Raw genomic sequence first — 21,041 nt, forward strand, 5'->3', positions numbered from 1 at the left:
AGCTGGGGGTTTTCTGTGCACAATAAAAAAGGGAGCCATCAGGCTCCCCTTTGCATCTTATGTTGCAGACTTACGCTTTCAGCTTACGCATAACCAGCGTAGCGTTGGTGCCGCCAAAGCCGAAGCTGTTGGACATTACGGTGGTCAGCGCCTGCTCGGTCGGTTTGGTCACGATGTTCAGACCCGCCGCCTGCTCGTCCAGCTCTTCAATGTTGATGCTTGGCGCGATAAAGCCGTGTTCCAGCATCAGCAGAGAGTAGATAGCTTCCTGCACGCCAGCCGCGCCCAGTGAGTGACCAGTCATCGCTTTGGTTGCAGAAATTGCCGGGCTGTTGTCGCCAAACACTTCACGGATTGCGCCCAGCTCTTTCACGTCGCCTACCGGAGTAGAAGTACCGTGAGAGTTCAGGTAGTCGATCGGGGTGTCTACACCGTGCATCGCCATCTGCATGCAACGTACTGCGCCTTCGCCAGACGGGGCAACCATGTCTGCGCCATCAGAGGTCGCGCCGTAACCGACGATTTCCGCGTAGATATGCGCGCCACGAGCCAGAGCGTGTTCCAGCTCTTCGACCACGACCATACCGCCGCCGCCTGCGATAACAAAACCGTCGCGGTTTGCATCATAGGTACGGGAAGCTTTAGACGGATCGTCGTTATATTTGGTAGACAGCGCGCCCATGGCGTCGAATTCACACGCCATTTCCCAGCACAGCTCTTCGCCGCCGCCAGCAAACACGATGTCTTGTTTACCCAGTTGAATTTGTTCTACTGCGTTGCCGATGCAGTGCGCAGATGTCGCACAGGCAGAGCTGATGGAGTAGTTTACGCCGTGAATTTTGAATGGCGTTGCGAGGCAGGCAGAAACGCCGGACGCCATCGCTTTGGTGACCACATACGGGCCAACCGCTTTCAGACCACGCGGGCTACGCATTGCGTCAGCGCCGAACACCTGAAAACGCGGGGAACCGCCGCCGGAACCTGCAATCAGGCCAACGCGCGGGTTATTCTGGTAATCTTCTGCAGCAAGACCGGCATCCGCCACAGCCTGCTCCATGGAAAGGAATGCATAGATGGATGCGTCGCTCATGAAGCGCACTACTTTGCGGTCAATGAGGCCAGTGGTATCCAGTTTTACGTTGCCCCATACGTGGCTACGCATGCCGGAGTCCTTCAGCTCCTGAGAGAAAGTGATCCCTGAACGTCCTTCACGCAGAGATGCCAGGACTTCCTGCTGGTTATTACCGATGCTGGAAACGATGCCCAAGCCAGTAATCACTGCACGTTTCATTCAATACCTCTGTAAGTCGCACTATTTTAAAGTTTCGAGTGGCACAATAGCGTACACTTGTACGCCGAACAAGTCCGATCAGCCATTTAATGTGGAAATTTGCGCAGCCAGGCACTCATCGCTAAGATCGGGGCACAGCCTGCCAGACGAGTAACTTACGTGAAACAATACGCTATACAACCTGCCAACCTTGAATTCAACGCTGAGGGTACACCTGTTTCCCGAGATTTTGATGATGTCTATTTTTCCAATGATAACGGGCTGGAAGAGACACGTTTCGTCTTCCTCGGCGGGAATCATCTCGCACAGCGATTCCCTGTGCATTCACGTCCCCTTTTCGTAGTGGCGGAAAGTGGGTTTGGCACCGGGCTTAATTTCCTGACTCTCTGGCAGGCATTCGCTGATTTTCGCGATACGCACCCTGACGCTACCCTGAAAAGATTACATTTCATCAGTTTTGAAAAATATCCGCTGACGCGTGAAGATCTGGCCCTGGCCCATCAGCACTGGCCGGAGCTTGCCCCGTGGGCCACGGCGTTACAGGCGCAGTGGCCGCTGCCGCTGGCGGGATGCCATCGTCTGCTTCTTGATGATGGACTCGTCACGCTGGATTTGTGGTTTGGCGATATTAACGAACTGACCAACAAACTCGATGATTCCTTGAATCAAAAAGTGGACGCCTGGTTCCTGGACGGTTTCGCCCCGGCGAAGAATCCGGACATGTGGACGCCAACGCTGTTTAACGCGATGGCCCGACTGGCTCGCCCCAGCGGCACGCTGGCTACCTTCACATCGGCAGGCTTTGTGCGACGGGGGTTGCAGGCAGCCGGATTTACGATGCAAAAATGCAAAGGCTTTGGCCGCAAACGCGAAATGCTTTGTGGCGTCATGGAACAGACTCTTGCACTCCCTTCATCGGCTCCGTGGTTCACGCGCACGGGCACAGATAAGCGCGAAGCCGCTATTATTGGCGGAGGTATCGCCAGCGCATTGCTGTCGCTGGCGCTACTGCGCCGCGGCTGGCAGGTCACGCTCTATTGCGCAGACGCGGAACCTGCTGAAGGCGCATCAGGTAACCGTCAGGGCGCACTCTATCCGTTACTCAGCAAGCATGACGCGGCCATTAATCTCTTTTTCCCCACCGCGTTTACCTTCGCCCGCCGCCTGTATGACGCCCTTCCGGTAGAGTTCGCGCATGACTGGTGCGGCGTGACGCAGCTCGCATGGGATGAAAAAAGTCAGCAGAAAATCACTCAAATGCTGTCTCTTGAACTGCCCGATGCGCTTGCCGTCGGCGTTGACGCAGAGCAGGTTTTACAGACCACCGGCGTCGAAACCGGGTGCGGCGGGATTCAGTATCCTGCCGGTGGATGGCTGTGCCCGGCGCAGTTAACCGCTGCCGTACTGGACTATGCCACAACCCTGGGATTACGCACCCGCTACCAACATACTCTGGCCTCACTTTCACGCCAGACAGCAGGCTGGCAATTGCAGTTTGCCTGTGGAGAAACCGCCACTCACGAAGCGGTGGTTCTGGCTAACGGCCATCGCATTAACCGCTTTGAGCTGACGCAGACGTTACCGGTCTATTCCGTTGGCGGCCAGGTGAGTCATATCCCCACCACGCCCGCGCTGTCAGCGCTACGCCAGGTGTTGTGCTACGACGGTTACCTCACGCCGCATAACCCGCAAAACCAGCAACACTGCATTGGTGCCAGCTATCATCGTGGGAGTGAAGAGACTGAGTATCGCGAGGAGGACCAGCAGCAAAATCGTCAGCGCTTAATCGACTGCTTCCCGCACGCCGCATGGGCAAAAGAGGTGGACGTCAGTGCGCATGCCGCCCGTTGCGGGGTCCGCTGCGCTACGCGCGATCACATCCCGATGGTGGGCAATGTCGCAGACTATGACGCCACGCTCAGCCAGTACGCCAGGCTTGCCGAAGACAAAGCGCACGCGGTAAGCGCCCCGGTTTATGCTGATTTATTTATGCTGGGGGCATTGGGTTCACGCGGGTTGTGTTCAGCCCCACTGTGTGCAGAAATTCTGGCCTCGCAAATGAGCGATGAACCTATTCCTATGGATGCCAATACGCTGGCGGCACTGAACCCGAATCGGTTGTGGGTCAGGAAGTTATTGAAGGGAAAAGCGGTGAAATAAGATACCCTCTCATCATTGCCTGATGCGCTGCGCTTATCAGGCCTACAAACTGAACCCGAATCGTCAGTCCACGTAGGCCGGATAAGACGCCTTAACGTCGCCATCCGGCACAATCCACTGCAATTATTGTTTTGTCGCCTTCTGGAACAGCATGTCCCACATCTCTTTCACTAACGCCTGATCACGCGGCGAAAGTTCGCCTGCGCTAATCGCTTTTTCCAGGCTGCTGGTCACATTGGCGTACAATGCCTCAGCGGAATGGTCCTCGCCAGCATCCAGCTCTGCTACGGCCAGCGTCAGGTGCCCACGCAAATAGCCACTGGCAAACAACTCATCATCGCTGGCGTGCTCTACCATATCGTCGATTAATGCCAGAATGCGTGATTCAAACTCCGCGATCATCTTCTTTCCTCATTGTAAACGTGGCGGCGGCTTCAGTTGAGCGCTTCGGGCCACGGGAATTGTTCCGCCTTAAGTTCAGGCGTGTGATAATAATTCTGTAACGCGTTAATAAAGCGCGCTGGACGCTCCGGGATCCCCTTTTCCAGATACTCCATCACCTGGGCATGCACACGACGCTGGAATACCACGCGATCCGGTTCAAAGTCTCCGTTCAGATTGTCGCAACTGACGTTAAACGGATAGCCCGCCGCCATGCAGAACAGCCAGTCAAACGCCTGCGGCTTCACTTCCACATCTTCAAACTGGCATTGCATGTTCGCGTCGCGTCCATCCGGGCAGTACCAGTAACCAAAGTCAACCAGCTCACGACGCGCTTTACCCGCAATACACCAGTGCGAAATTTCATGTAAGGCGCTGGCGTAATAACCATGCGCAAAAACGATACGGTGATACGGTACTTCCGCATCAGCAGGAAGATAGATCGGTTCGTCATCGCCTTTAATCAGACGGGTATTAAATTCATCGGCAAAGCAGCCGTTAAAAATCTCAATTAACTGTTCGTAGTGATGGGTGTTATTCATTAGTTCATCCCCAGCCAGTGGAGAATCTCCTGTCCATGATTATCGTAAAGTAGCTTGGCGCTCATTACGGCGGAGACAATAACGATCATAGGCCGAATGAGTTTTTGTCCTTTGCTGAGCACCAGTCGCGATCCCATCCGTGCGCCAATAAACTGGCCAATGAGCATCACAAACCCGGTCGCCCAAATCACTTTGCCGCCGAGGGCAAACAGCAACAACCCACCGATATTCGAGGTGGCATTTAATACTTTGGCGTGGGCCGTCGATTTCGCCAGGTTATATCCGCACAGCATGACAAAAGCCAGCGCGTAGAACGATCCCGCTGCCGGACCAAAAAAGCCATCGTAAAAACCAACGCAGCCTCCGGCCACCAGCGCGAAAGGCAAACCGTGCAGTTGACGCTGCCGGTCTTCTTCGCCCACTCTGGGCATCAACAGAAAGTAGAGGCCAATACAGATAACCAGCACCGGCAGGATCTGGCGTAATATGTCGGACTGCACATGCTGGACCAACAATGCGCCGCTCATTGAACCGACAAAGGTCATGAAGATGTTGAGCTTCTGATCCGCCAGATTAACCACGCCCCGGCGAATAAAATAGATCGAGGAAGAGATAGATCCCCCGCAGGCCTGCAGCTTATTGGTGGCCAGTGCTTGCGCGGGCGGCATTCCAGCCGCCATCAATGCCGGGATGGTGAGTAAACCGCCGCCCCCGGCCAGAGAGTCAATAAAACCTGCCAGCATTGCCACAAAAAAAAGCACACCCAACAGCAGTGGCGACACCATAAACAGAGAGACAAAATGATCCATTAGAGTACATGCTCATCCAGTAGCGCCTGGCAGGAAGGCGGCAACGGCGGCGGTGTCTTCTTCTCAGGCTTGGTGGTTCCAGGTTTAGGAGGTTCGAACCAGCTTTGCAGCTCTGCGCCACAGCCGTCACCCGGTGGGGGCAAAGGTTGATCTTCGCACTCCAGGCTGTCAGCAGGACAACGTAATCGTACGTGCATATGCGCACGATGCTGGAACCACGGTCGCACTTTACGCAACCAGTCCCTGTCGGTCCCTGCATCCAGACACAGCTGCTGCTTAATCGCCGGATTCACAAAAATACGCGTGACTTCATTATCTTTTGCCGCCAGCCTAATCAGGCTGAAAATCTCCGGCTTCCACAGCGACGGCACGACATGTTTGCCATCCCGTGAGACCAAATCTAACGCCTGAGGACGCAGCAATTGTGACTGGGTCCAGCGCGTTTTCGGCAACTGCAGGAAAATATCCACATCCAGTCCCGTCTGGTGGCTGGCATGACCGCCATTGAAACGCCCACCGGCCGGCATGCCCATATCGCCGATTAACACCGTGCCCAGCCCCAGATTATTCGCCTGATTACTCAGACGCTGGATAAACATCACCAGATCCGGATGACCAAAATAACGTCGCTGATCGGTGCGCATCACCTGATAGTGCTCAGACTGTACAGGCAGCGTATCGGCGCCAACAATACAACCATTGGAGAACGCGCCGATAGACTGCGCGCTGCCTGCCACCGGATGGGTAATTTTCTGCCAGGGCGTCGCCGCCAGGCAGGCGGTGCTGGCAAAAAGAGCCAGCGCCGCAAGTGCCATTTTGTTCATCTCTTACCAGCGTGGAATATCGGTCTTCACGTCCGCGTTTTGCGCCCGCTGACGCAGCAGGTGATCCATTAATACGATCGCCAGCATTGCCTCTGCGATCGGCACGGCGCGGATCCCAACACACGGATCGTGGCGTCCTTTGGTGATCATGTCGACTTCTTCGCCAAAGCGGTTAATCGTGCGTCCGGGAACGGTAATACTGGAGGTTGGTTTCAGCGCCATATGTGCAACGATTTGCTGCCCGCTGCTGATCCCCCCCAGAATGCCGCCCGCATGGTTACTCTGGAAACCGTCTTTGGTGATTTCATCACGGTTTTGGCTGCCGCGCAGCGCGACAACGTCAAACCCATCACCAATCTCTACGCCCTTAACGGCGTTAATGCTCATCAGCGCATGGGCAATGTCGGCATCCAGGCGATCAAATACAGGTTCACCGAGACCCGCAGGTACGCCGCTTGCCACCACGGTGACCTTTGCTCCGATGGAGTCGCCCTCTTTTTTCAGGCCGCGCATCAGTTCATCGAGCGCCTCGATTTTATCCGGATCCGGGCAAAAGAACGGGTTAAGCTCCACCTGAGACCAGTCTTTAATCTCCAGCGGGATATCGCCCATCTGCGTCAGACAGCCGCGAATTTCAACGCCGAACTTTTCCGCCAGATATTTTTTGGCAATCGCCCCAGCTGCCACGCGCATCGCTGTTTCACGTGCGGAAGAACGTCCGCCGCCACGGTAGTCGCGCAGGCCATATTTTTGCTCATAGGTATAGTCGGCGTGACCAGGACGAAAAACATCCTTAATCGCGCTGTAATCCTGTGAACGCTGATCGGTATTTTCGATCAGCAGACCAATGCTGGTACCGGTGGTCACGCCTTCGAACACACCAGAGAGGATTTTCACCTGATCCGGTTCACGGCGCTGCGTAGTGTAACGCGACGTCCCCGGGCGACGTCTGTCGAGATCGTGCTGCAGGTCAGTTTCTGTCAGAGAAATGCCCGGCGGAACACCATCGACAATACAACCGAGCGCCAGCCCGTGTGATTCGCCGAATGTGGTTACGCGAAAGAGTTGCCCAATTGTGTTTCCTGCCATCACGGCTCCGTTATGAGTGTTGTGTTTGTGCGCGTGTATTTAGTCTTTATAAATGCTGAAATGCTCGCGAGCAGCAACTAACTGTTCTTTGGTCAGCATGAATACACCGTCACCGCCGTTGTCAAACTCCAGCCAGGTGAACGGTACATCCGGATACTGCTCCATCAGATGTACCATGCTGTTTCCGACTTCACAAATCAGAATACCGTTATCTGCCAGGTAATCTGGAGCGTTCCCCAGAATGCGGCGAGTCAGTTTCAGCCCATCGCTACCGGACGCCAGACCCAGCTCAGGTTCATGACGATATTCGTTTGGCAGATCGGACATATCTTCCGCATCGACGTAGGGCGGGTTGGTCACAATCAGGTCATACTGCACTTTCAGCAGATCGCGGAACAGATCGGAGCGGATCGGCGTCACGTGATGGATCAGACCATGTTCCTCAATATTGTGTTCGGTCACCGCCAGCGCGTCAGTGGAAATATCCACCGCATCCACTTCGGCTTCCGGGAAAGCATACGCGCAGGCAATAGCGATGCAGCCGCTGCCGGTACACATATCAAGGATATGCTGCGGCTGCTCATTGATGAGGCCCGCAAAACGATTATTGATCAATTCGCCAATCGGTGAGCGTGGAACCAGCACGCGTTCATCAACATAAAACTCATGCCCGCAGAACCAGGCTTTATTGGTCAGATAAGCAACCGGGATACGCTCGTTGACGCGGCGAATCACGCGTTCAACAATACGATGGCGCTCGCTGGAGGTCAGACGCGCAGTGCGCATATCTTCAGGTATATCCAGCGGTAAATAGAGCGACGGCAGCACCAGCTGTACGGCCTCGTCCCATGGGTTATCCGTGCCATGGCCATACCAGATGTTCGCCGCGCTAAAACGGCTGACCGCCCAACGCAACATGTCCTGAATGGTATGCAGTTCACTCACTGCTTCATCGACGAAAATTTTATCCACGTATTCCTCCAGGGCATGCTCGTATTAATTTCGGCGGCTAGTTTGCCACGAAGACGGCGATAAATCAGCATCCACACCGGGCCTGAACGCGAAAATTGCGTTTTAAGCGATCGGATGCCCGTCGAGTCGGGTTAAACTAACGGAAAATAAAAGATGAGACTCTCGAATGAAAAAGAAAACATCGCTCAGCGAGGAGGATCAGACGCTGTTTCGCCAGCTGATGACCGGCACGCGTAAAATTAAGCAAGACACTATTGTTCACCGACCGCTACGTAAAAAAATCACCGAGGTCCCGGTTAAAAGGCTGTTGCAGGAACAGGCTGATGCCAGCCACTATTTTTCTGACGAATTTCAGCCGTTGCTGAACACGGACGGCCCGGTGAGATATCTGCGTGCTGACGTCAGCCATTTCGAACTGAAGAAAATGCGTCGTGGCGACTACTCCCCGGAGCTATTTCTCGATTTGCACGGACTGACCCAGCAACAGGCCAAACAGGAACTAGGCGCGCTAATCGCCGCCTGTCGTCGTGAGCACGTATTTTGCGCCTGCGTTATGCATGGCCACGGAAAGCATATTCTTAAACAGCAAACGCCTCTCTGGCTGGCACAGCATCCGCACGTGATGGCCTTTCATCAGGCGCCGAAAGAGTATGGGGGCGACGCCGCGCTGCTGGTGCTGATTGAAGTGGAAGAGTGGCTGCCGCCAGAACTTCCCTGATGCAGAAAAACAGAAAGAGCCGCGTTTGCGGCTCTTTTATTTTCCGGATGGTGGTTGTGCCTTATCCGGCCTACTTATATCGCTTTCGCCATTTTGAGGTTACACGGGCTCATCTGCCAGTTGAAAACCCCTTTTCCGCTTTCATCAAGCGTTACGCTGGCAATCGCTGACGTGGTAAACATCGGCGGAGTTTCGCCTGGGCAAAGCTCAGACACCAGATACCCCACTAAAGGCAAGTGAGAGATCACCAGCGCCGTGGCGATACCTTCATTGGCCAGAGCCTGTAAATAGGCGCTGACCAGACCGACATCGCCGCAGGGAGTCAGCTCCGGCAAAACATCCACGTCGGTTGGCAGGTTCATGCATTCCCCCACCACATCCAGCGTTTGTTCGGCTCGCAGGAACGGGCTCACCAGAACGCGTTCGATATCCACTTTTTGACCTTTCAGCCAGTTCGCCATCAGGCGAGATTCGTCACAACCACAAGAGGTTAAAGGACGAACCGAATCACTGGCGGCATCGAGGGCCGCGTCGCCGTGACGCATGATAAAAACTTGCATATTGCACCGCTTTTGTTAACCAGAATCACCAACACCAGTTAGTCACAGCCCCTATTGACCGTGGTAACGATATGGTGGCCGGCATTGTGCCTTATCCATTCACCGAATGAAACGCTGTTTTTTACCTCAACGGCGTAAGTATAGTCAATCTCTGTTTACATTTTGAGCATGAGCCATACATTCAGTGCGGATTCATCCTACCTTTGACCTCATGAATTCAGGTCAGTTTCCCTACTATTCCAGAATCTTTCACCACGTTCCGCCATCAGCAATAACTGCTCACACGGCGTAAACCGCGTGCCATATTGTGTTGATAGCCGTTGCAGAGCCGCAACTACTTCACCCGCGCCGAGAGAATCCATATACCGGAACGGGCCGCCGAGGAATGGCGGAAAACCAATACCAAATACAGCGCCGATGTCGCCATCACGCGCGCTGCGGACGACCTTCTCGTCGAAGCAGCGTGCTGCTTCATTGAGCATTAACATGACACACCGCTCAGCAATTTGCGTGGCGGTGAGTCGGGCCTGGCCCTGAGCGCCTATAAGCGTATAAATTGCAGGGTCGACCTGTTTTTTGCTTTTACGCCCTTTCGCCCCATAAAGATAGAAACCACGACCATTTTTTCTACCTTTGCGATCGTCATTCAAAATTGAAGCAACAACATTTGCAGGCGCGCTAAAACGTTCTCCATACGCGGCCTCAAGCACAGGTATAATTTTAGTGCCCGTATCAATTCCGACCTCATCCAAAAGTTGGATTGGCCCAACCGGAAAACCAAACTTAACCAGCGCGGCGTCAATGACTTCAACCCGCTCACCTTCGGTTAACAGGCGTATAGCTTCATTGATGTAAGGCGCTAAAATGCGGTTAACGTAAAACCCGGCCTTATCTCTGACGACTATCGGTGTTTTACCCTGTTTTTTCGCCAACTTGACGGTTGTTGCAATAGTTTGCTCAGAGGTCGTAGCATGCGGAATGACCTCAACCAGCGGCATTTTTTCAACCGGGCTAAAAAAGTGCAAACCAATCACTTGTTCAGGTCTGGCAGCCTTAGCCGCAATATCACTAATCGGTAAAGATGAGGTGTTGGAAGCAAAAATAGTGTGAGGTGCGCAATTTTGTTCAACTTCTGCCACCATCTGTTGTTTTAACGCCAGATCTTCGAACACGGCTTCAATCACCAGATCACGATGCGCAAAACCGCGATAATCGGTAGATCCCGAGATTAACGCCAGCTGTTTATCGCGCTCGCTGGCTTTGATATGACGGCGACGAACCTTCGTTTCAAGCTGCTCCCAACTGTACTTCAGCGCGTGGTTGATTCCCTTAGCATTAATATCTTTGATACGGACTGGCAAGCCACCTTTACAGGCCGTCACATAGGCGATACCACCGCCCATCAGACCACCACCCAGAATACCGACGCTGCTTAGCGGCCCCGCCTTTGCATCACTACCAGGATCCTTTTTCACGTCGGTATTGGCAAAAAAGATATGCCGCAGCGCCTGAGACTGGGGGGTCATCGCCAGCTCCCCAAATGCGCGGGCTTCTGCGTCATAACCGCTACTGCTTCCTTGTGCAAGGCCGGTTTCAATGACCTCAAGGATACGTTCCGTCGCGGGATAATTTCCCTGCGTTTTTTGCGCCGTCTTTTTACTGGCCATACGGAATAACAGCGCTCGTCCCAGCGGTCCCGCTAACACCCGCTCACGTACGGGCAGGCCCCGGTGTGAAGAACTGTCTTTTTTAGCCAGTTCAACGGCAGCTTCCAGCAAAATAGACTGCGGCACGACCTCATCCACCAGACCCACTTTAAGTGCCTGTTTTGCGCGCAATTGTTTCCCTGTGAGAATCATATCCAGCGCGGTACTGACGCCAATAAGGCGTGGTAAGCGTTGCGTGCCGCCGGAGCCGGGCAACAGGCCAAGCTGGACTTCCGGTAAACCCAGTACGGTTTTAGCATCATCGGTACAAATACGGTTGTGGCACGCCAGCGCCATCTCCAGGCCACCGCCGAGGCATGCGCCATGAATCGCGGCGATAACCGGGATCGGTAAGGCATTAATTTCCGCCATCATCTGCTGCCCCTGACGGGCCAACGTTTCGGCTTCCTGTGCGCTGCGACAGCTACCAATCATATTGATATCCGCCCCGGCAATGAAGTTATCGGGTTTAGCCGAAATAAACACCACGCCGCGCAATGCTTTGTTATCGCGAATTTGTTTCAGAATAGCCCTAACCTGAGAAGCAAACTCCGCTTTCAGGGTGTTCATTTTCTCTCCGGGCACATCAATGGTGACAACAGCAACGTTATCCAGACGTACGTTTAGTGTAAAAGCCGATGCCATTTCCATTATTCCGCCTCCAGAACCATGGCTGCGCCCAGACCACCAGCTGCACAGGCGGTCACTAAACCAAAACCACCGCCACGACGTCGTAATTCATGGAGAGTTTGGGTGATCATGCGCGCACCAGTAGCGGCGAAGGGGTGTCCATAGGCAATCGATCCGCCCAGCACGTTAAATTTACTGTCATCAACCTCGCCAGTGGCATGTGCCCTACCCAACACTTCGCGGGCAAAACGTTCGCTGCCCAGCAACTGAAGATTCGCCAGCGTTTGTGCGGCAAAGGCTTCATGCATATCGATCAAGGTTAAATCCGCCATCGTCAGTCCAGCTCGCTCCAGCGCAAGCGGCGTTGACCACGCCGGACCCAGCAGCATGTCCTGCCAGACATCAATTGCGGTGAAAGCATAACTGCGTAAATACCCCAGCGGCACCAGTCCCAGCTCTTTAGCACGTGATTCCGTCATCAGTATCACGGCGGCTGCGCCGTCTGTCAGCGGGGTACTGTTTGCCGCAGTGACGGTACCGTGCTTTCTGTCAAACGCCGGACGCAGTTTGGCGTAATCGGCCAGCGTAGAGTTACCGCGAATGTTGTTATCTTCGGAAAAAGGATCTTTAAACGGTGGCGCGTAGGTGGTCATCACCTCATTGGCGAGCTTTCCTTCAGCCCATGCCTGAGCGGCACGTTGGTGCGAACGATGCGCCAGGGCATCCTGCTGCTCGCGAGTAATGCCATAGGTTTTCGCCATCTGCTCGGCCGTATCCCCCATGCGCAAGTCGGTGGAATATTCAGCGACGGCTGGCGGCACAGGCATCAGGTCACGTAAACGCAGCCGGGAAAACAGTTTCAGGCGTTGCCCTGTCGTGCGGGCTTTATTGACATCCACCAGCACACGCGCCAGCTTTTTGCTGACGCCAATCGGCAGGACTGACGACGAGTCCGCCCCGCCGGCAATTCCGGCGCGAATCGTTCCCGCCATCAGGCTTTCCGCGACATTCGCCACTGCCTGGAAACTGGTAGCACAGGCTCGGCTTACGCTGTAGGCATCCGTGTGCACATTCATACCGGTTCCCAGCACGATTTCACGAGCAATATTGGGGGCTTCAGGCATTTGTACAACCTGGCCAAAGACCAGTTGCTCGATCACATCAGCGGGTATTTCGCTACGCGCCAGCAGTTCGCCAACAACCATTTTCCCCAGATCTACGGCGGGAATGCCATGAAATGCGGTTGCCTGACGGGCAAATGGCGTACGCAATCCGCTTACAATGGCGATGCGATCGCCCTGGCGGGTAACCAGCGGTAAAGCCTGACTCATAACACTCCCCTGTAAAAAATAAAAATAAGTGGTCTGACCTGATCACAGTCTTAACCAATTTTTTACATTTAGCCAAGCGGAGAGAAAAGAAAGTGGGAGCTAAGACACAGTGAATAATCACTGACTGTTACGAAAATGCCCTTGCCACCAGGTAGCAAGGGCATAAATAGAAGGGATTAACGCAGGCCCAGCTGGAAAATCAGCGTTTCTGCTTCACAAGCAAAAACAAAGTCAATATCCAGACGCACACCATCTGACTCTTCAGTAAAAGTAGAGGTGATTTGGCAAGGCTCAGATTCCACGCCACGCGCCTTTTCAGTCAGAGCGGCCAGCGTTTCTTCTGCCTCTGCGCGATTCGCGAACACACGGCTGTATGACGCGGTGCAATCGGAGTTGTCCATGATGGTGCCAACATCCATACAGCAGCAAACCGGGGTTTCATCAGCACTGCATTTACTCATTGTAGATTTCCTCTGTATTCGCACCTGAGGTGCCAGATAAACGATGGGGATATTTTACGCTCCCCTCTTTCGCCTCTCCAGTCGTTAATTGTATGAAATGCGATAAGTGACCGAAATCACACTTAAAAATGATCTAAAACAAAAATCACCCAAACAGGTGAGTGCGCATACCCGCAATTTTGCCAGCTGGATCGCGTTTCCGAGATCAGAATTGAAAATATTTATAAACATACTTGCAACATTTCAGCTGATCAGACCTATACTCTCGGCACTGGTCTGATTTCTATGTCGTACCTCAGACCCTACACTTCGCGCTCCTGTTACGGTATGTAACATTGTTTGTATAAAAATAAATCTATGAGGTTATGGTCATGAGCCAGAAAACCCTGTTTACAAAGTCTGCTCTCGCAGTCGCAGTGGCAATTATCTCCACACAGGCCTGGTCTGCAGGCTTTCAGTTAAACGAATTTTCTTCCTCTGGCCTTGGCCGGGCATATTCGGGTGAAGGCGCTATTGCAGATGATGCAGGTAACGCCAGTCGTAACCCGGCACTGATTATGATGTTTGATCGCCCCACTTTTTCTGCGGGTGCAGTGTATATCGATCCAGACGTGAATATTTCCGGTAAATCGCCATTCACCGGACGTAGCACCGACGCAGATAACATCGCCCCGACGGCGTGGGTTCCCAACGCCCACTTCGTGATGCCTATCAACGAACAGTTTGGTTGGGGGGCATCTGTCACCTCTAACTATGGTCTGGCGACCGAGTTTAATGACAGCTATATCGTCGGTGAATACGGTGGGAAGACTGACCTTAAAACAGTCAACCTTAACCTGAGCGGTGCCTACCGTCTGAATGACAGCTGGAGCTTTGGTGTTGGTTTTAATGCCGTCTACGCCGATGCAAAAATTGAACGTTATTCCGGTGAAATGACTGCGGGATTACCGAAAGTCAGCAACAAAATTGCCAGCCTGAAGGGTGACGAATGGGGCTACGGCTGGAACGCCGGTATTTTGTACGAGCTGGATAAAGATAACCGTTGGGGCTTAACGTACCGCTCTGAAGTTAAAATCGATTTCGACGGCGATTATAAGAGCGGACTGAGCAGTCTGGTCAACGGTTCACCGCAAGCTGGTATTGATTTCCCATGGGGAACCAACAACACCACGGTTCCAGGTTCATTGACGCTTAACTTGCCGGAAATGTGGGAACTGTCGGGTTACAACCGCGTAGCTCCGCAGTGGGCAATCCACTACAGTATCGCTTACACCAGTTGGAGCCAGTTCCAGGAGTTAAAAGCCACCGGTACTAACGGACAAACCCTGTTCTATAAAGAAGAAGGTTTCCGAGATTCTTACCGTCTGGCGTTGGGTACAACCTACTATATGGATAAAAACTGGACCTTCCGTACCGGTATCGCCTATGACGACAGCCCGGTTCCAGCAAACAAACGCTCCATTTCCATACCAGATCAGGACCGTCTGTGGCTAAGCGCAGGTACTACTTATGCCTTTAACGAAGATGCTTCTATCGACGTCGGCGTATCTTACATGCACGGGCAGAACGTGACCGTCAAAGAAGGCCCGTATTATACTTTCGACTCTGAAGGTAAAGCCTGGCTGTTCGGAACCAACTTCAACTACGCGTTCTGATTTTCTTCCGACGTAAAAAAGGTGAGCTTTTTTAGCTCACCTTTTTATTTGCACCAATTCCTTACTCGGAATCGATATCTTTTAAATCATCCTGAATGGCTTTCGCGTTCGGGTTTTCTTCTGGTTTAAGTTTCCCGCCGTTCGCGATGAAGTCATGACGCTGGAAGTAGGCTTCACGTACCATGATGTAAGGGTCGGAAGACTGACGCAGCAGACCGTCGGAATCAAGCAGCTGTGCGCGGGTTTCAATCCCTTCAACGGTCCATTTACCTATCGACAACGGCCAGGTCAGCCAGGACAATACCGGATACAGCGTATCCACCATATCGCCACCATCATCGCGCAACGTGAAGCTACCGTAGAACGGAAGCTGCATATACGGTCCGTAACCCACGTCATAGTGGCCTAACGTACTGCCAAAGCGGTGTGGTTCAACGCGCTGTAGCTTCGGATTCGCCATCCCCGCCACATCGATAAATCCGCCCATCCCCAACAGGGTGTTCAGGAAGAAACGGGTAAAATGCACCATCCCCTGATAAGGATCACCTTGCAGGAAATAGTTGACCATGACGGCCGGCTCTTCAAGGTTGCCCGTAAAGTTGCTTAAACCATTACGCGCCGGCTGCGGGACATAATCACGCCAGGCTACTGCTACCGGTCGAACAACATAGGGATCTAAAACATTAAAGTTAAAGTTGTACATAGTGCGGTTGAACCCTTCAAATGGATCCGAACGCCCCTGCTGTTCAGTACCGGAGCTCGCACACCCCACCAAAAGTGTGGTTCCCAGCGCAAGCGCCGACAGGCGAAGCTTCATAAGTGTCTCCCTGTGTAATATGGCTATCGCTGATTGCCATCCATGACGGAACGATGACGTATCCGCCTGTTAAGATGTGAGCGATTGTAACAGCACGTCAAACGATGTCTATATACCCGGTCTTACTGATTTGATCATAGCCTGGTAATGCACACTACGCGGCGGTTCTATTTTAGCTAACCCGATAAAAACAAACGTTACCATTTTTGCTATCTCAGACTTTGTCCCGCTGAATTTCGGATAAAAACCGCTACGCTTTAGCAATACGTGCTTATTCAGGATTCGGCTATGAATGATATTGAGAAAGAAAAAATCGATCGGCACAGCGACGAAATCCAGGTCGAAAGTGATGAAAAGCTAGAAGGTAAAAAGATAGAGGTCGATGAGGACAGACTCCCTTCCCGGGCGATGGCGATCCATGAACATATCCGCCAGGATGGGGAGAAAGAGATGGAACGCGATGCGATGGCGCTGCTGTGGTCGGCCATCGCTGCCGGGCTATCGATGGGTGCCTCGTTACTGGCAAAAGGGATTTTTCACGTGCAATTAGAAAGCGTGCCTGGAGGTTTTTTACTCGAGAATCTTGGTTATACCTTCGGGTTTATCATCGTCATCATGGCCCGCCAACAGCTTTTTACCGAAAATACCGTCACTGCCGTACTACCGGTTATGCAAAACCCCACCCTCGGTAATTTTGGCCTGTTAATGCGCCTGTGGGGAGTGGTTTTACTGGGCAATATTATCGGTACCGGCATTGCGGCATGGGCCTTTGAATATATGCCGATTTTTGATGAACAGACCCGCGACGCCTTTGTCAAAATCGGCATGGACGTGATGAAAAACAGCCCAACAGAGATGTTTTCTAACGCGATTATTTCTGGCTGGCTGATTGCCACAATGGTCTGGATGTTTCCTGCGGCCGGTGCGGCGAAGATTGTGGTCATTATTCTGATGACCTGGCTAATTGCGCTAGGCGATACCACGCATATCGTCGTCGGCTCAGTGGAAATTCTCTATCTGGTCTTTAATGGTACGCTGCACTGGGGTGATTTCTTCTGGCCCTTTGCGTTACCGACACTCGCCGGAAATATCTGCGGCGGTACGTTTATCTTTGCGCTGATGAGCCACGCGCAGATTCGCAATGATATGAGCAACAAACGCAAGGAAGAAGCCAGGCAGCAAGCCAAACGCGACGAGCAAAAGCAGAAAAACCAGAAAAAACAGGCTTGAATGGTGACTGTTTGAGCAGTCAGGCGGCTTGAGACTTACCGTTGAGGGTAAAAAACGCTATACTCGTGCCGCTTTGTCCCCTTAGTTAAATGGATATAACGAGCCCCTCCTAAGGGCTAGTTGCAGGTTCGATTCCTGCAGGGGACACTCTGAACGCTCATATCCTCTGCTAAAAACCCTTTATCTTGTGACCCAAAACGGCAGAAAAATGTCTCTTCAGCTTAACCCTGTGCCAGGCGATAAAACGGAACATTTCTCACTGTTGCAGTGAGATTATCAGACACCAATGTCTGGCCCGTCGCTACCCGCATCCCTGATTTTCGCAACCTCAGTACGTCAGCCGCTATACGCTGGCTGCCAAACCAGAAAAGCCCGTCCAACGCCGTGACATCCAGTCCTGATTCGAGCGCCATCTTCAGGCGTTCCCGTGGAGATTTCACCGCTTTTGCGATCCGCTGGTAAGGGGCTTCGGTCAACCCTTCTGGATCTATGCGCCGGATACGATGCGACAGCCGGTACTGAAATTCATCCGGTATACCGTCAAGGCTCGCTTTCAGGGTATATACACACCCAAAGCGTTTACCATTGAAGATGACGTTTTTCTGGCTAAGCTGTAGCGCGTCACGCACGCTGGCAATCAATTGCGGGGTTCGAAGTAATAACAACCGAAAAGGCAGCTCAAAGCTGGTCACATAGTCCACGTTCAGTAAGGCAATACGCAAACGCTCTTCCGGGCCGGCCTTCATTTCCCGACATTCCGCAATGACGTCAGCCCATTGGCCGATAAGACGAGAACTTTCAGCAGCCTCTGTAAAACTGTACTTTTCAGCCTGATAATCAATACGTCCGGTCACACGGCATTCCCTTCTGGCCACATTCGGTATTTGCTGCTCACTTTACCAGCGACAGACGACTACCGAAAGCCCGGCAACATAACGAATATTGACTCAACTCATATACTTAATTGTTATCACACTGCTAATCTCACGGAATTCATTGGCTGGCGGACAGGGTCACCGTGTTAGAAATCTTTTCTTAACCCACTGAAAAATATCTAACAAATATTTTTCTCATATAAAAACGATGGTTCGTTCAATACGGATCCGAATTTATTTGGGTTAAAAAAGGTACGGTATGAAAGTCACATGGACTGTCACTCCTGCCGGGTACCAGCGAATTACCAAACGCTGTCCCGCATGCAATATAAAACGCGAGTTTGCACCTTCCGGTGCCTTCAGGGTTAATTCACAAAAAAAAGTGCTCGATATCTGGAGCATTTATAAATGCACGCATTGTGAATATACGTGGAATATCTCGCTGTTCTCACGGTTTCACATCAGCAAAATTAATCGAGAGCTGTACCATCGGTTTATCACGAACGATGCCAGTACGGTTCACTATTATTCTCATGATAAAGCCACTCTGAGCCGAAACAACGCTGAGCTTGCAGGTAAGCCTGATTTTCGTGTTCAGGAGCAATGGCAGGCCAGCATCAATATTGACCAGCACTTCGCCGTCAGCATCAGGCTTACCTGTGCTTTTCAGATCAGTGCGCTATCGATATTAAAGCGCCAGCTTTTACTCAGCACAGCGGAGATTAAGAAACTGATAGATGAAGGTCATATTCGTGGTATCACCATGAAAGAACTCAAATCCCGAACGTTACGGACAGCAAATGTCGATTTTTACTTGTCTGCGGTAACGTTGTATGCCCGGCGAAGGGTGGTTTTGGCGCTACGTTAATAGAATAAGGCTCATCCTGAGGTAATGAGCCCTCCCGATCCGACACCTTTGCCGGATCGGGATAGCGGTTTTATGTCAGACAACAAAACGATTAACCAGATCCCTCATGGTTACGGAGAGATTATCCAGCCGCTGGCTGTCATTCGCGGCCTGAGAAACCAACGCCGCGTTTTGCTGCGTGACCTGCTCCATGGGTCTCAACGCCTGGTTTATCTGGGAAACACCCAGCGATTGTTCCGTCGCCACCCGGGCGATATCGCCGATATATTGCTTCATACTGGTGGTATTATCTGCCGCCGCTTTTAGCGCGGTAGCTGACGCTGTAACCCGCTCAACGCCCTCGCTGATTTTTACCATATTCTGCGCCACCAGCTCACGGATCTGATTCGCTTCTTTAGCACAGCGCTGTGAAAGGTTACGCACTTCACTGGCAACTACCGCAAACCCCCTGCCCATCTCTCCGGCGCGTGCCGCTTCAACAGCCGCATTCAGCGCCAGCAAATTCGTCTGAAAGGAAATATCATCAATTGAGGTAACGATATTTGAGATTTTCTCACTGGAGGAGCGAATATCCCCCATGCTCTGGTTTGCCGCGCTGGCGACGTTACTTGCCTGGCGAACCTCTTTTTCCAATCTTATTGTCAGGAGCTCCGCTTCGCGGGCATTGTCCGCCGTTTGCGTAATCGTCGTTGAGAGCTGTTCCATACTGGCCACGGCTTCTACAATCGATGCGGCCTGTTCATCGGTGCGCTGGGCCAGATCCTGATTTCCCGCCGTGATACTGCTGCTGGCATCGTACAGCACCAGAGAGCCTTGTTTTATCTCCTGTACGATGTGCTGAATATTTTCCAGCATCGTGTTATAGGCGCGATTGAGTGAAGAAAGCTCGTCTTTCCCTGGCGTCGCCAGACGTTGAGTCAGATCGCCGTTCATACCCGCAATCTTGCTTAGCGTGTCGCTGAACTGACGGTGCATATTGAGTGCGATGGCCCCGGCGAACGCCAATGATGCCAGTAGCGCCAGCAGGCTCACGGCCATATATATCTGCCAGTTCTTACGTGCATCCTGTGCGAGTTTTATCGCACTCTCCCATAGAAGATTCGCCGCCAAATTTTCTATCTGTCGCATCACTTCAATACGCTGGGTTTGTACCTTAAACCAGACAGTAGGATCGACGTCAAATCCACCGTTCGCCGCATGGCTAAACGCGGCTTCGCGTAATGAAAGCGCTTGTGTAGCTTCGGTGGATTGTAAGCGACTTTTCAGCATGGCGGCCTGTTCAGGTGAACTCAGGCGCAATGATTGTGCCAGCCAGACATTCTGTTTACTGACCACATCGCTAAGCTGATGTAATTGTCCGTCGGCGAAATGACCAGAGGAAAAGATATTTGACAGCAGCGCTCGCTCAATGCCCGCTTGCTCCTTCAAATTCAGCAAGTTGTAGTAGGCTGCAAATGAATTCGCCATCTCGCCGGAATCCGTCAACGTCCCCAACCGGCCAACAAAATGCAGTACATCAGCAATAACGCTAGTATAAAACTTAACCACCTCAGAGGCTGGCAGACCCAATTGCGTCACCTTTTCCCGAATTGTCGCCAGCGACAGAATATTTTTCTTAAACGCGGCGACAGAGTTGGTCACATCCCCTGCCTGTAAGGCAGTATCGGACAGCGAACGCACAAATATCTCGATCTCGCGATCGGTTAACGCCCGTTGCGCGTTTAGTTCATCTTTGAACGTCTTCCCTTCGGCCCCAAGAAACCCGACACTCATTCCACGCTCTTTTTGCAGTTCATGCACCACATTTCCGGCACTGCGTGCGAGGGCTGTCAGTTGGGCAATATTCTCCATCTGTCGTTCTGTTTCGATGCGCGTCCATATTCCTGAACCAGCAAACCAACATAACGCCAATAATAGTGGTTGCAGCGCGATTATTAACTTCATTTTCATCGGCATTCGATAAACCCACCACATGCCACTTACCTCCCTTATCCATATTTTCGTCATGGTTATCGGCGTGGTGTTGCTGCACTTTACATCTTTTCAGGAGACACATGGCTAT

General features: G+C 52.4%; 19 protein-coding genes and 1 tRNA gene. 6 read left to right on the forward strand and 14 right to left on the reverse strand.

The features are described 5' to 3' along the window. Positions 1 to 70: 70 nt before the first annotated feature. Entirely contained in the window at positions 71 to 1,291 is a 1,221-nt protein-coding gene (gene fabB / locus FDX04_RS17505; protein WP_038642358.1) for a beta-ketoacyl-ACP synthase I, read from the reverse strand. A 159-nt stretch (positions 1,292 to 1,450) separates the two neighbouring features. Between fabB and mnmC the strand changes: the two genes are divergently transcribed. After that, positions 1,451 to 3,451, forward strand: a complete 2,001-nt coding sequence (mnmC, locus tag FDX04_RS17510; protein WP_170975171.1) for a bifunctional tRNA (5-methylaminomethyl-2-thiouridine)(34)-methyltransferase MnmD/FAD-dependent 5-carboxymethylaminomethyl-2-thiouridine(34) oxidoreductase MnmC — start codon at positions 1,451 to 1,453, stop codon at positions 3,449 to 3,451. 123 nt (positions 3,452 to 3,574) lie between these two features. On the opposite strand, the gene FDX04_RS17515 is transcribed toward mnmC, so the two are convergent. Genes FDX04_RS17515 through prmB form a run of 6 tightly spaced genes read right to left on the reverse strand, consistent with a single transcriptional unit; the run spans position 3,575 to position 8,128 of the window. Further along, on the reverse strand, positions 3,575 to 3,853 hold the full coding sequence (locus FDX04_RS17515; RefSeq protein WP_042307051.1) for a YfcL family protein: 279 nt from the start codon (positions 3,851 to 3,853) through the stop codon (positions 3,575 to 3,577). Positions 3,854 to 3,885: 32 nt separating this feature from the next. Continuing rightward, entirely contained in the window at positions 3,886 to 4,434 is a 549-nt protein-coding gene (locus tag FDX04_RS17520) for an elongation factor P hydroxylase (RefSeq protein WP_137371282.1), read from the reverse strand. Next, positions 4,434 to 5,243 carry a sulfite exporter TauE/SafE family protein gene (locus tag FDX04_RS17525; RefSeq protein WP_137371283.1) on the reverse strand — a complete coding sequence of 270 codons (810 nt, stop codon included), beginning with the start codon at positions 5,241 to 5,243 and terminating at the stop codon, positions 4,434 to 4,436. Before FDX04_RS17525 ends, FDX04_RS17520 begins: the two co-directional genes overlap by 1 nt. Continuing rightward, entirely contained in the window at positions 5,243 to 6,067 is an 825-nt protein-coding gene (mepA, locus tag FDX04_RS17530; protein ID WP_042307048.1) for a penicillin-insensitive murein endopeptidase, read from the reverse strand. The genes FDX04_RS17525 and mepA overlap by 1 nt, the downstream gene beginning before the upstream one ends. 3 nt (positions 6,068 to 6,070) lie before the next feature. Further along, entirely contained in the window at positions 6,071 to 7,156 is a 1,086-nt protein-coding gene (gene aroC / locus FDX04_RS17535) for a chorismate synthase (RefSeq protein ID WP_137360972.1), read from the reverse strand. Between the two features lie 39 nt (positions 7,157 to 7,195). Further along, on the reverse strand, positions 7,196 to 8,128 hold the full coding sequence (gene prmB, locus FDX04_RS17540; protein WP_137360973.1) for a 50S ribosomal protein L3 N(5)-glutamine methyltransferase: 933 nt from the start codon (positions 8,126 to 8,128) through the stop codon (positions 7,196 to 7,198). A 166-nt stretch (positions 8,129 to 8,294) separates the two neighbouring features. Between prmB and smrB the strand changes: the two genes are divergently transcribed. Beyond that, positions 8,295 to 8,846: an endonuclease SmrB gene (gene smrB / locus FDX04_RS17545; RefSeq protein ID WP_006683613.1), complete on the forward strand. Its 552-nt coding sequence runs from the start codon at positions 8,295 to 8,297 to the stop codon at positions 8,844 to 8,846. A gap of 74 nt (positions 8,847 to 8,920) precedes the next feature. On the opposite strand, the gene sixA is transcribed toward smrB, so the two are convergent. From sixA to FDX04_RS17565, 4 genes are all read right to left on the reverse strand, one after another. Then, positions 8,921 to 9,406, reverse strand: coding sequence for a phosphohistidine phosphatase SixA (gene sixA, locus FDX04_RS17550; RefSeq protein ID WP_137350052.1), 486 nt, complete (start codon positions 9,404 to 9,406; stop codon positions 8,921 to 8,923). A 209-nt stretch (positions 9,407 to 9,615) separates the two neighbouring features. Further along, entirely contained in the window at positions 9,616 to 11,763 is a 2,148-nt protein-coding gene (fadJ, locus tag FDX04_RS17555) for a fatty acid oxidation complex subunit alpha FadJ (RefSeq protein WP_137371284.1), read from the reverse strand. Then, positions 11,763 to 13,073 (reverse strand): acetyl-CoA C-acyltransferase FadI, encoded by a 1,311-nt coding sequence (gene fadI / locus FDX04_RS17560; RefSeq protein ID WP_137371285.1) that lies wholly within the window; start codon positions 13,071 to 13,073, stop codon positions 11,763 to 11,765. Before fadI ends, fadJ begins: the two co-directional genes overlap by 1 nt. A 176-nt stretch (positions 13,074 to 13,249) precedes the next feature. Next, a complete protein-coding gene (locus tag FDX04_RS17565) occupies positions 13,250 to 13,534 on the reverse strand; it encodes a YfcZ/YiiS family protein (protein WP_038642389.1) in 285 nt (94 codons plus the stop codon). A 371-nt stretch (positions 13,535 to 13,905) separates the two neighbouring features. On the opposite strand from FDX04_RS17565, the gene fadL reads away from it, so the two are divergent. Beyond that, positions 13,906 to 15,189 (forward strand): long-chain fatty acid transporter FadL, encoded by a 1,284-nt coding sequence (gene fadL, locus FDX04_RS17570; RefSeq protein WP_137360976.1) that lies wholly within the window; start codon positions 13,906 to 13,908, stop codon positions 15,187 to 15,189. Positions 15,190 to 15,250: 61 nt separating this feature from the next. Here the strand turns inward: fadL and mlaA are convergent, their stop codons facing one another. Beyond that, positions 15,251 to 16,006: a phospholipid-binding lipoprotein MlaA gene (mlaA, locus tag FDX04_RS17575; protein ID WP_038642393.1), complete on the reverse strand. Its 756-nt coding sequence runs from the start codon at positions 16,004 to 16,006 to the stop codon at positions 15,251 to 15,253. 297 nt (positions 16,007 to 16,303) lie between these two features. Here mlaA and FDX04_RS17580 point away from each other — a divergent pair, with 297 nt between their 5' ends. Further along, complete coding sequence (locus FDX04_RS17580) at positions 16,304 to 17,236, forward strand: formate/nitrite transporter family protein (protein ID WP_170972932.1); 933 nt, start codon at positions 16,304 to 16,306, stop codon at positions 17,234 to 17,236. 75 nt (positions 17,237 to 17,311) lie between these two features. After that, positions 17,312 to 17,383: transfer RNA gene (locus FDX04_RS17585), tRNA-Arg, on the forward strand. 74 nt (positions 17,384 to 17,457) lie between these two features. Here FDX04_RS17585 and FDX04_RS17590 read toward each other — a convergent pair. Then, positions 17,458 to 18,090, reverse strand: coding sequence for a DNA-binding protein (locus tag FDX04_RS17590; RefSeq protein WP_137371286.1), 633 nt, complete (start codon positions 18,088 to 18,090; stop codon positions 17,458 to 17,460). 280 nt (positions 18,091 to 18,370) lie between these two features. Between FDX04_RS17590 and FDX04_RS17595 the strand changes: the two genes are divergently transcribed. Continuing rightward, positions 18,371 to 18,979, forward strand: a complete 609-nt coding sequence (locus FDX04_RS17595; protein ID WP_137360979.1) for a DUF1062 domain-containing protein — start codon at positions 18,371 to 18,373, stop codon at positions 18,977 to 18,979. A gap of 75 nt (positions 18,980 to 19,054) precedes the next feature. On the opposite strand, the gene FDX04_RS17600 is transcribed toward FDX04_RS17595, so the two are convergent. Then, positions 19,055 to 20,953: a methyl-accepting chemotaxis protein gene (locus FDX04_RS17600; RefSeq protein ID WP_137360980.1), complete on the reverse strand. Its 1,899-nt coding sequence runs from the start codon at positions 20,951 to 20,953 to the stop codon at positions 19,055 to 19,057. Between the last annotated feature and the right edge of the window lie 88 nt (positions 20,954 to 21,041).

Source organism: Citrobacter sp. wls615, assembly GCF_005281355.1.
Taxonomy (GTDB): Bacteria; Pseudomonadota; Gammaproteobacteria; order Enterobacterales; family Enterobacteriaceae; genus Citrobacter; species Citrobacter werkmanii.

What these genes read in the sequence shown, in the direction of transcription:
- FDX04_RS17520 (WP_137371282.1), bottom strand. Translation starts at nt 4,434, where the DNA reads ATGAATAACACCCATCACTACGAACAGTTAATTGAGATTTTTAACGGC.
- FDX04_RS17525 (WP_137371283.1), bottom strand. Translation starts at nt 5,243, where the DNA reads ATGGATCATTTTGTCTCTCTGTTTATGGTGTCGCCACTGCTGTTGGGT.
- FDX04_RS17565 (WP_038642389.1), bottom strand. Translation starts at nt 13,534, where the DNA reads ATGAGTAAATGCAGTGCTGATGAAACCCCGGTTTGCTGCTGTATGGAT.
- sixA (WP_137350052.1), bottom strand. Translation starts at nt 9,406, where the DNA reads ATGCAAGTTTTTATCATGCGTCACGGCGACGCGGCCCTCGATGCCGCC.
- aroC (WP_137360972.1), bottom strand. Translation starts at nt 7,156, where the DNA reads ATGGCAGGAAACACAATTGGGCAACTCTTTCGCGTAACCACATTCGGC.
- fabB (WP_038642358.1), bottom strand. Translation starts at nt 1,291, where the DNA reads ATGAAACGTGCAGTGATTACTGGCTTGGGCATCGTTTCCAGCATCGGT.
- FDX04_RS17595 (WP_137360979.1), top strand. Translation starts at nt 18,371, where the DNA reads ATGAAAGTCACATGGACTGTCACTCCTGCCGGGTACCAGCGAATTACC.
- fadL (WP_137360976.1), top strand. Translation starts at nt 13,906, where the DNA reads ATGAGCCAGAAAACCCTGTTTACAAAGTCTGCTCTCGCAGTCGCAGTG.
- fadJ (WP_137371284.1), bottom strand. Translation starts at nt 11,763, where the DNA reads ATGGAAATGGCATCGGCTTTTACACTAAACGTACGTCTGGATAACGTT.
- mepA (WP_042307048.1), bottom strand. Translation starts at nt 6,067, where the DNA reads ATGAACAAAATGGCACTTGCGGCGCTGGCTCTTTTTGCCAGCACCGCC.
- FDX04_RS17600 (WP_137360980.1), bottom strand. Translation starts at nt 20,953, where the DNA reads ATGTGGTGGGTTTATCGAATGCCGATGAAAATGAAGTTAATAATCGCG.
- mlaA (WP_038642393.1), bottom strand. Translation starts at nt 16,006, where the DNA reads ATGAAGCTTCGCCTGTCGGCGCTTGCGCTGGGAACCACACTTTTGGTG.
- fadI (WP_137371285.1), bottom strand. Translation starts at nt 13,073, where the DNA reads ATGAGTCAGGCTTTACCGCTGGTTACCCGCCAGGGCGATCGCATCGCC.
- smrB (WP_006683613.1), top strand. Translation starts at nt 8,295, where the DNA reads ATGAAAAAGAAAACATCGCTCAGCGAGGAGGATCAGACGCTGTTTCGC.
- FDX04_RS17515 (WP_042307051.1), bottom strand. Translation starts at nt 3,853, where the DNA reads ATGATCGCGGAGTTTGAATCACGCATTCTGGCATTAATCGACGATATG.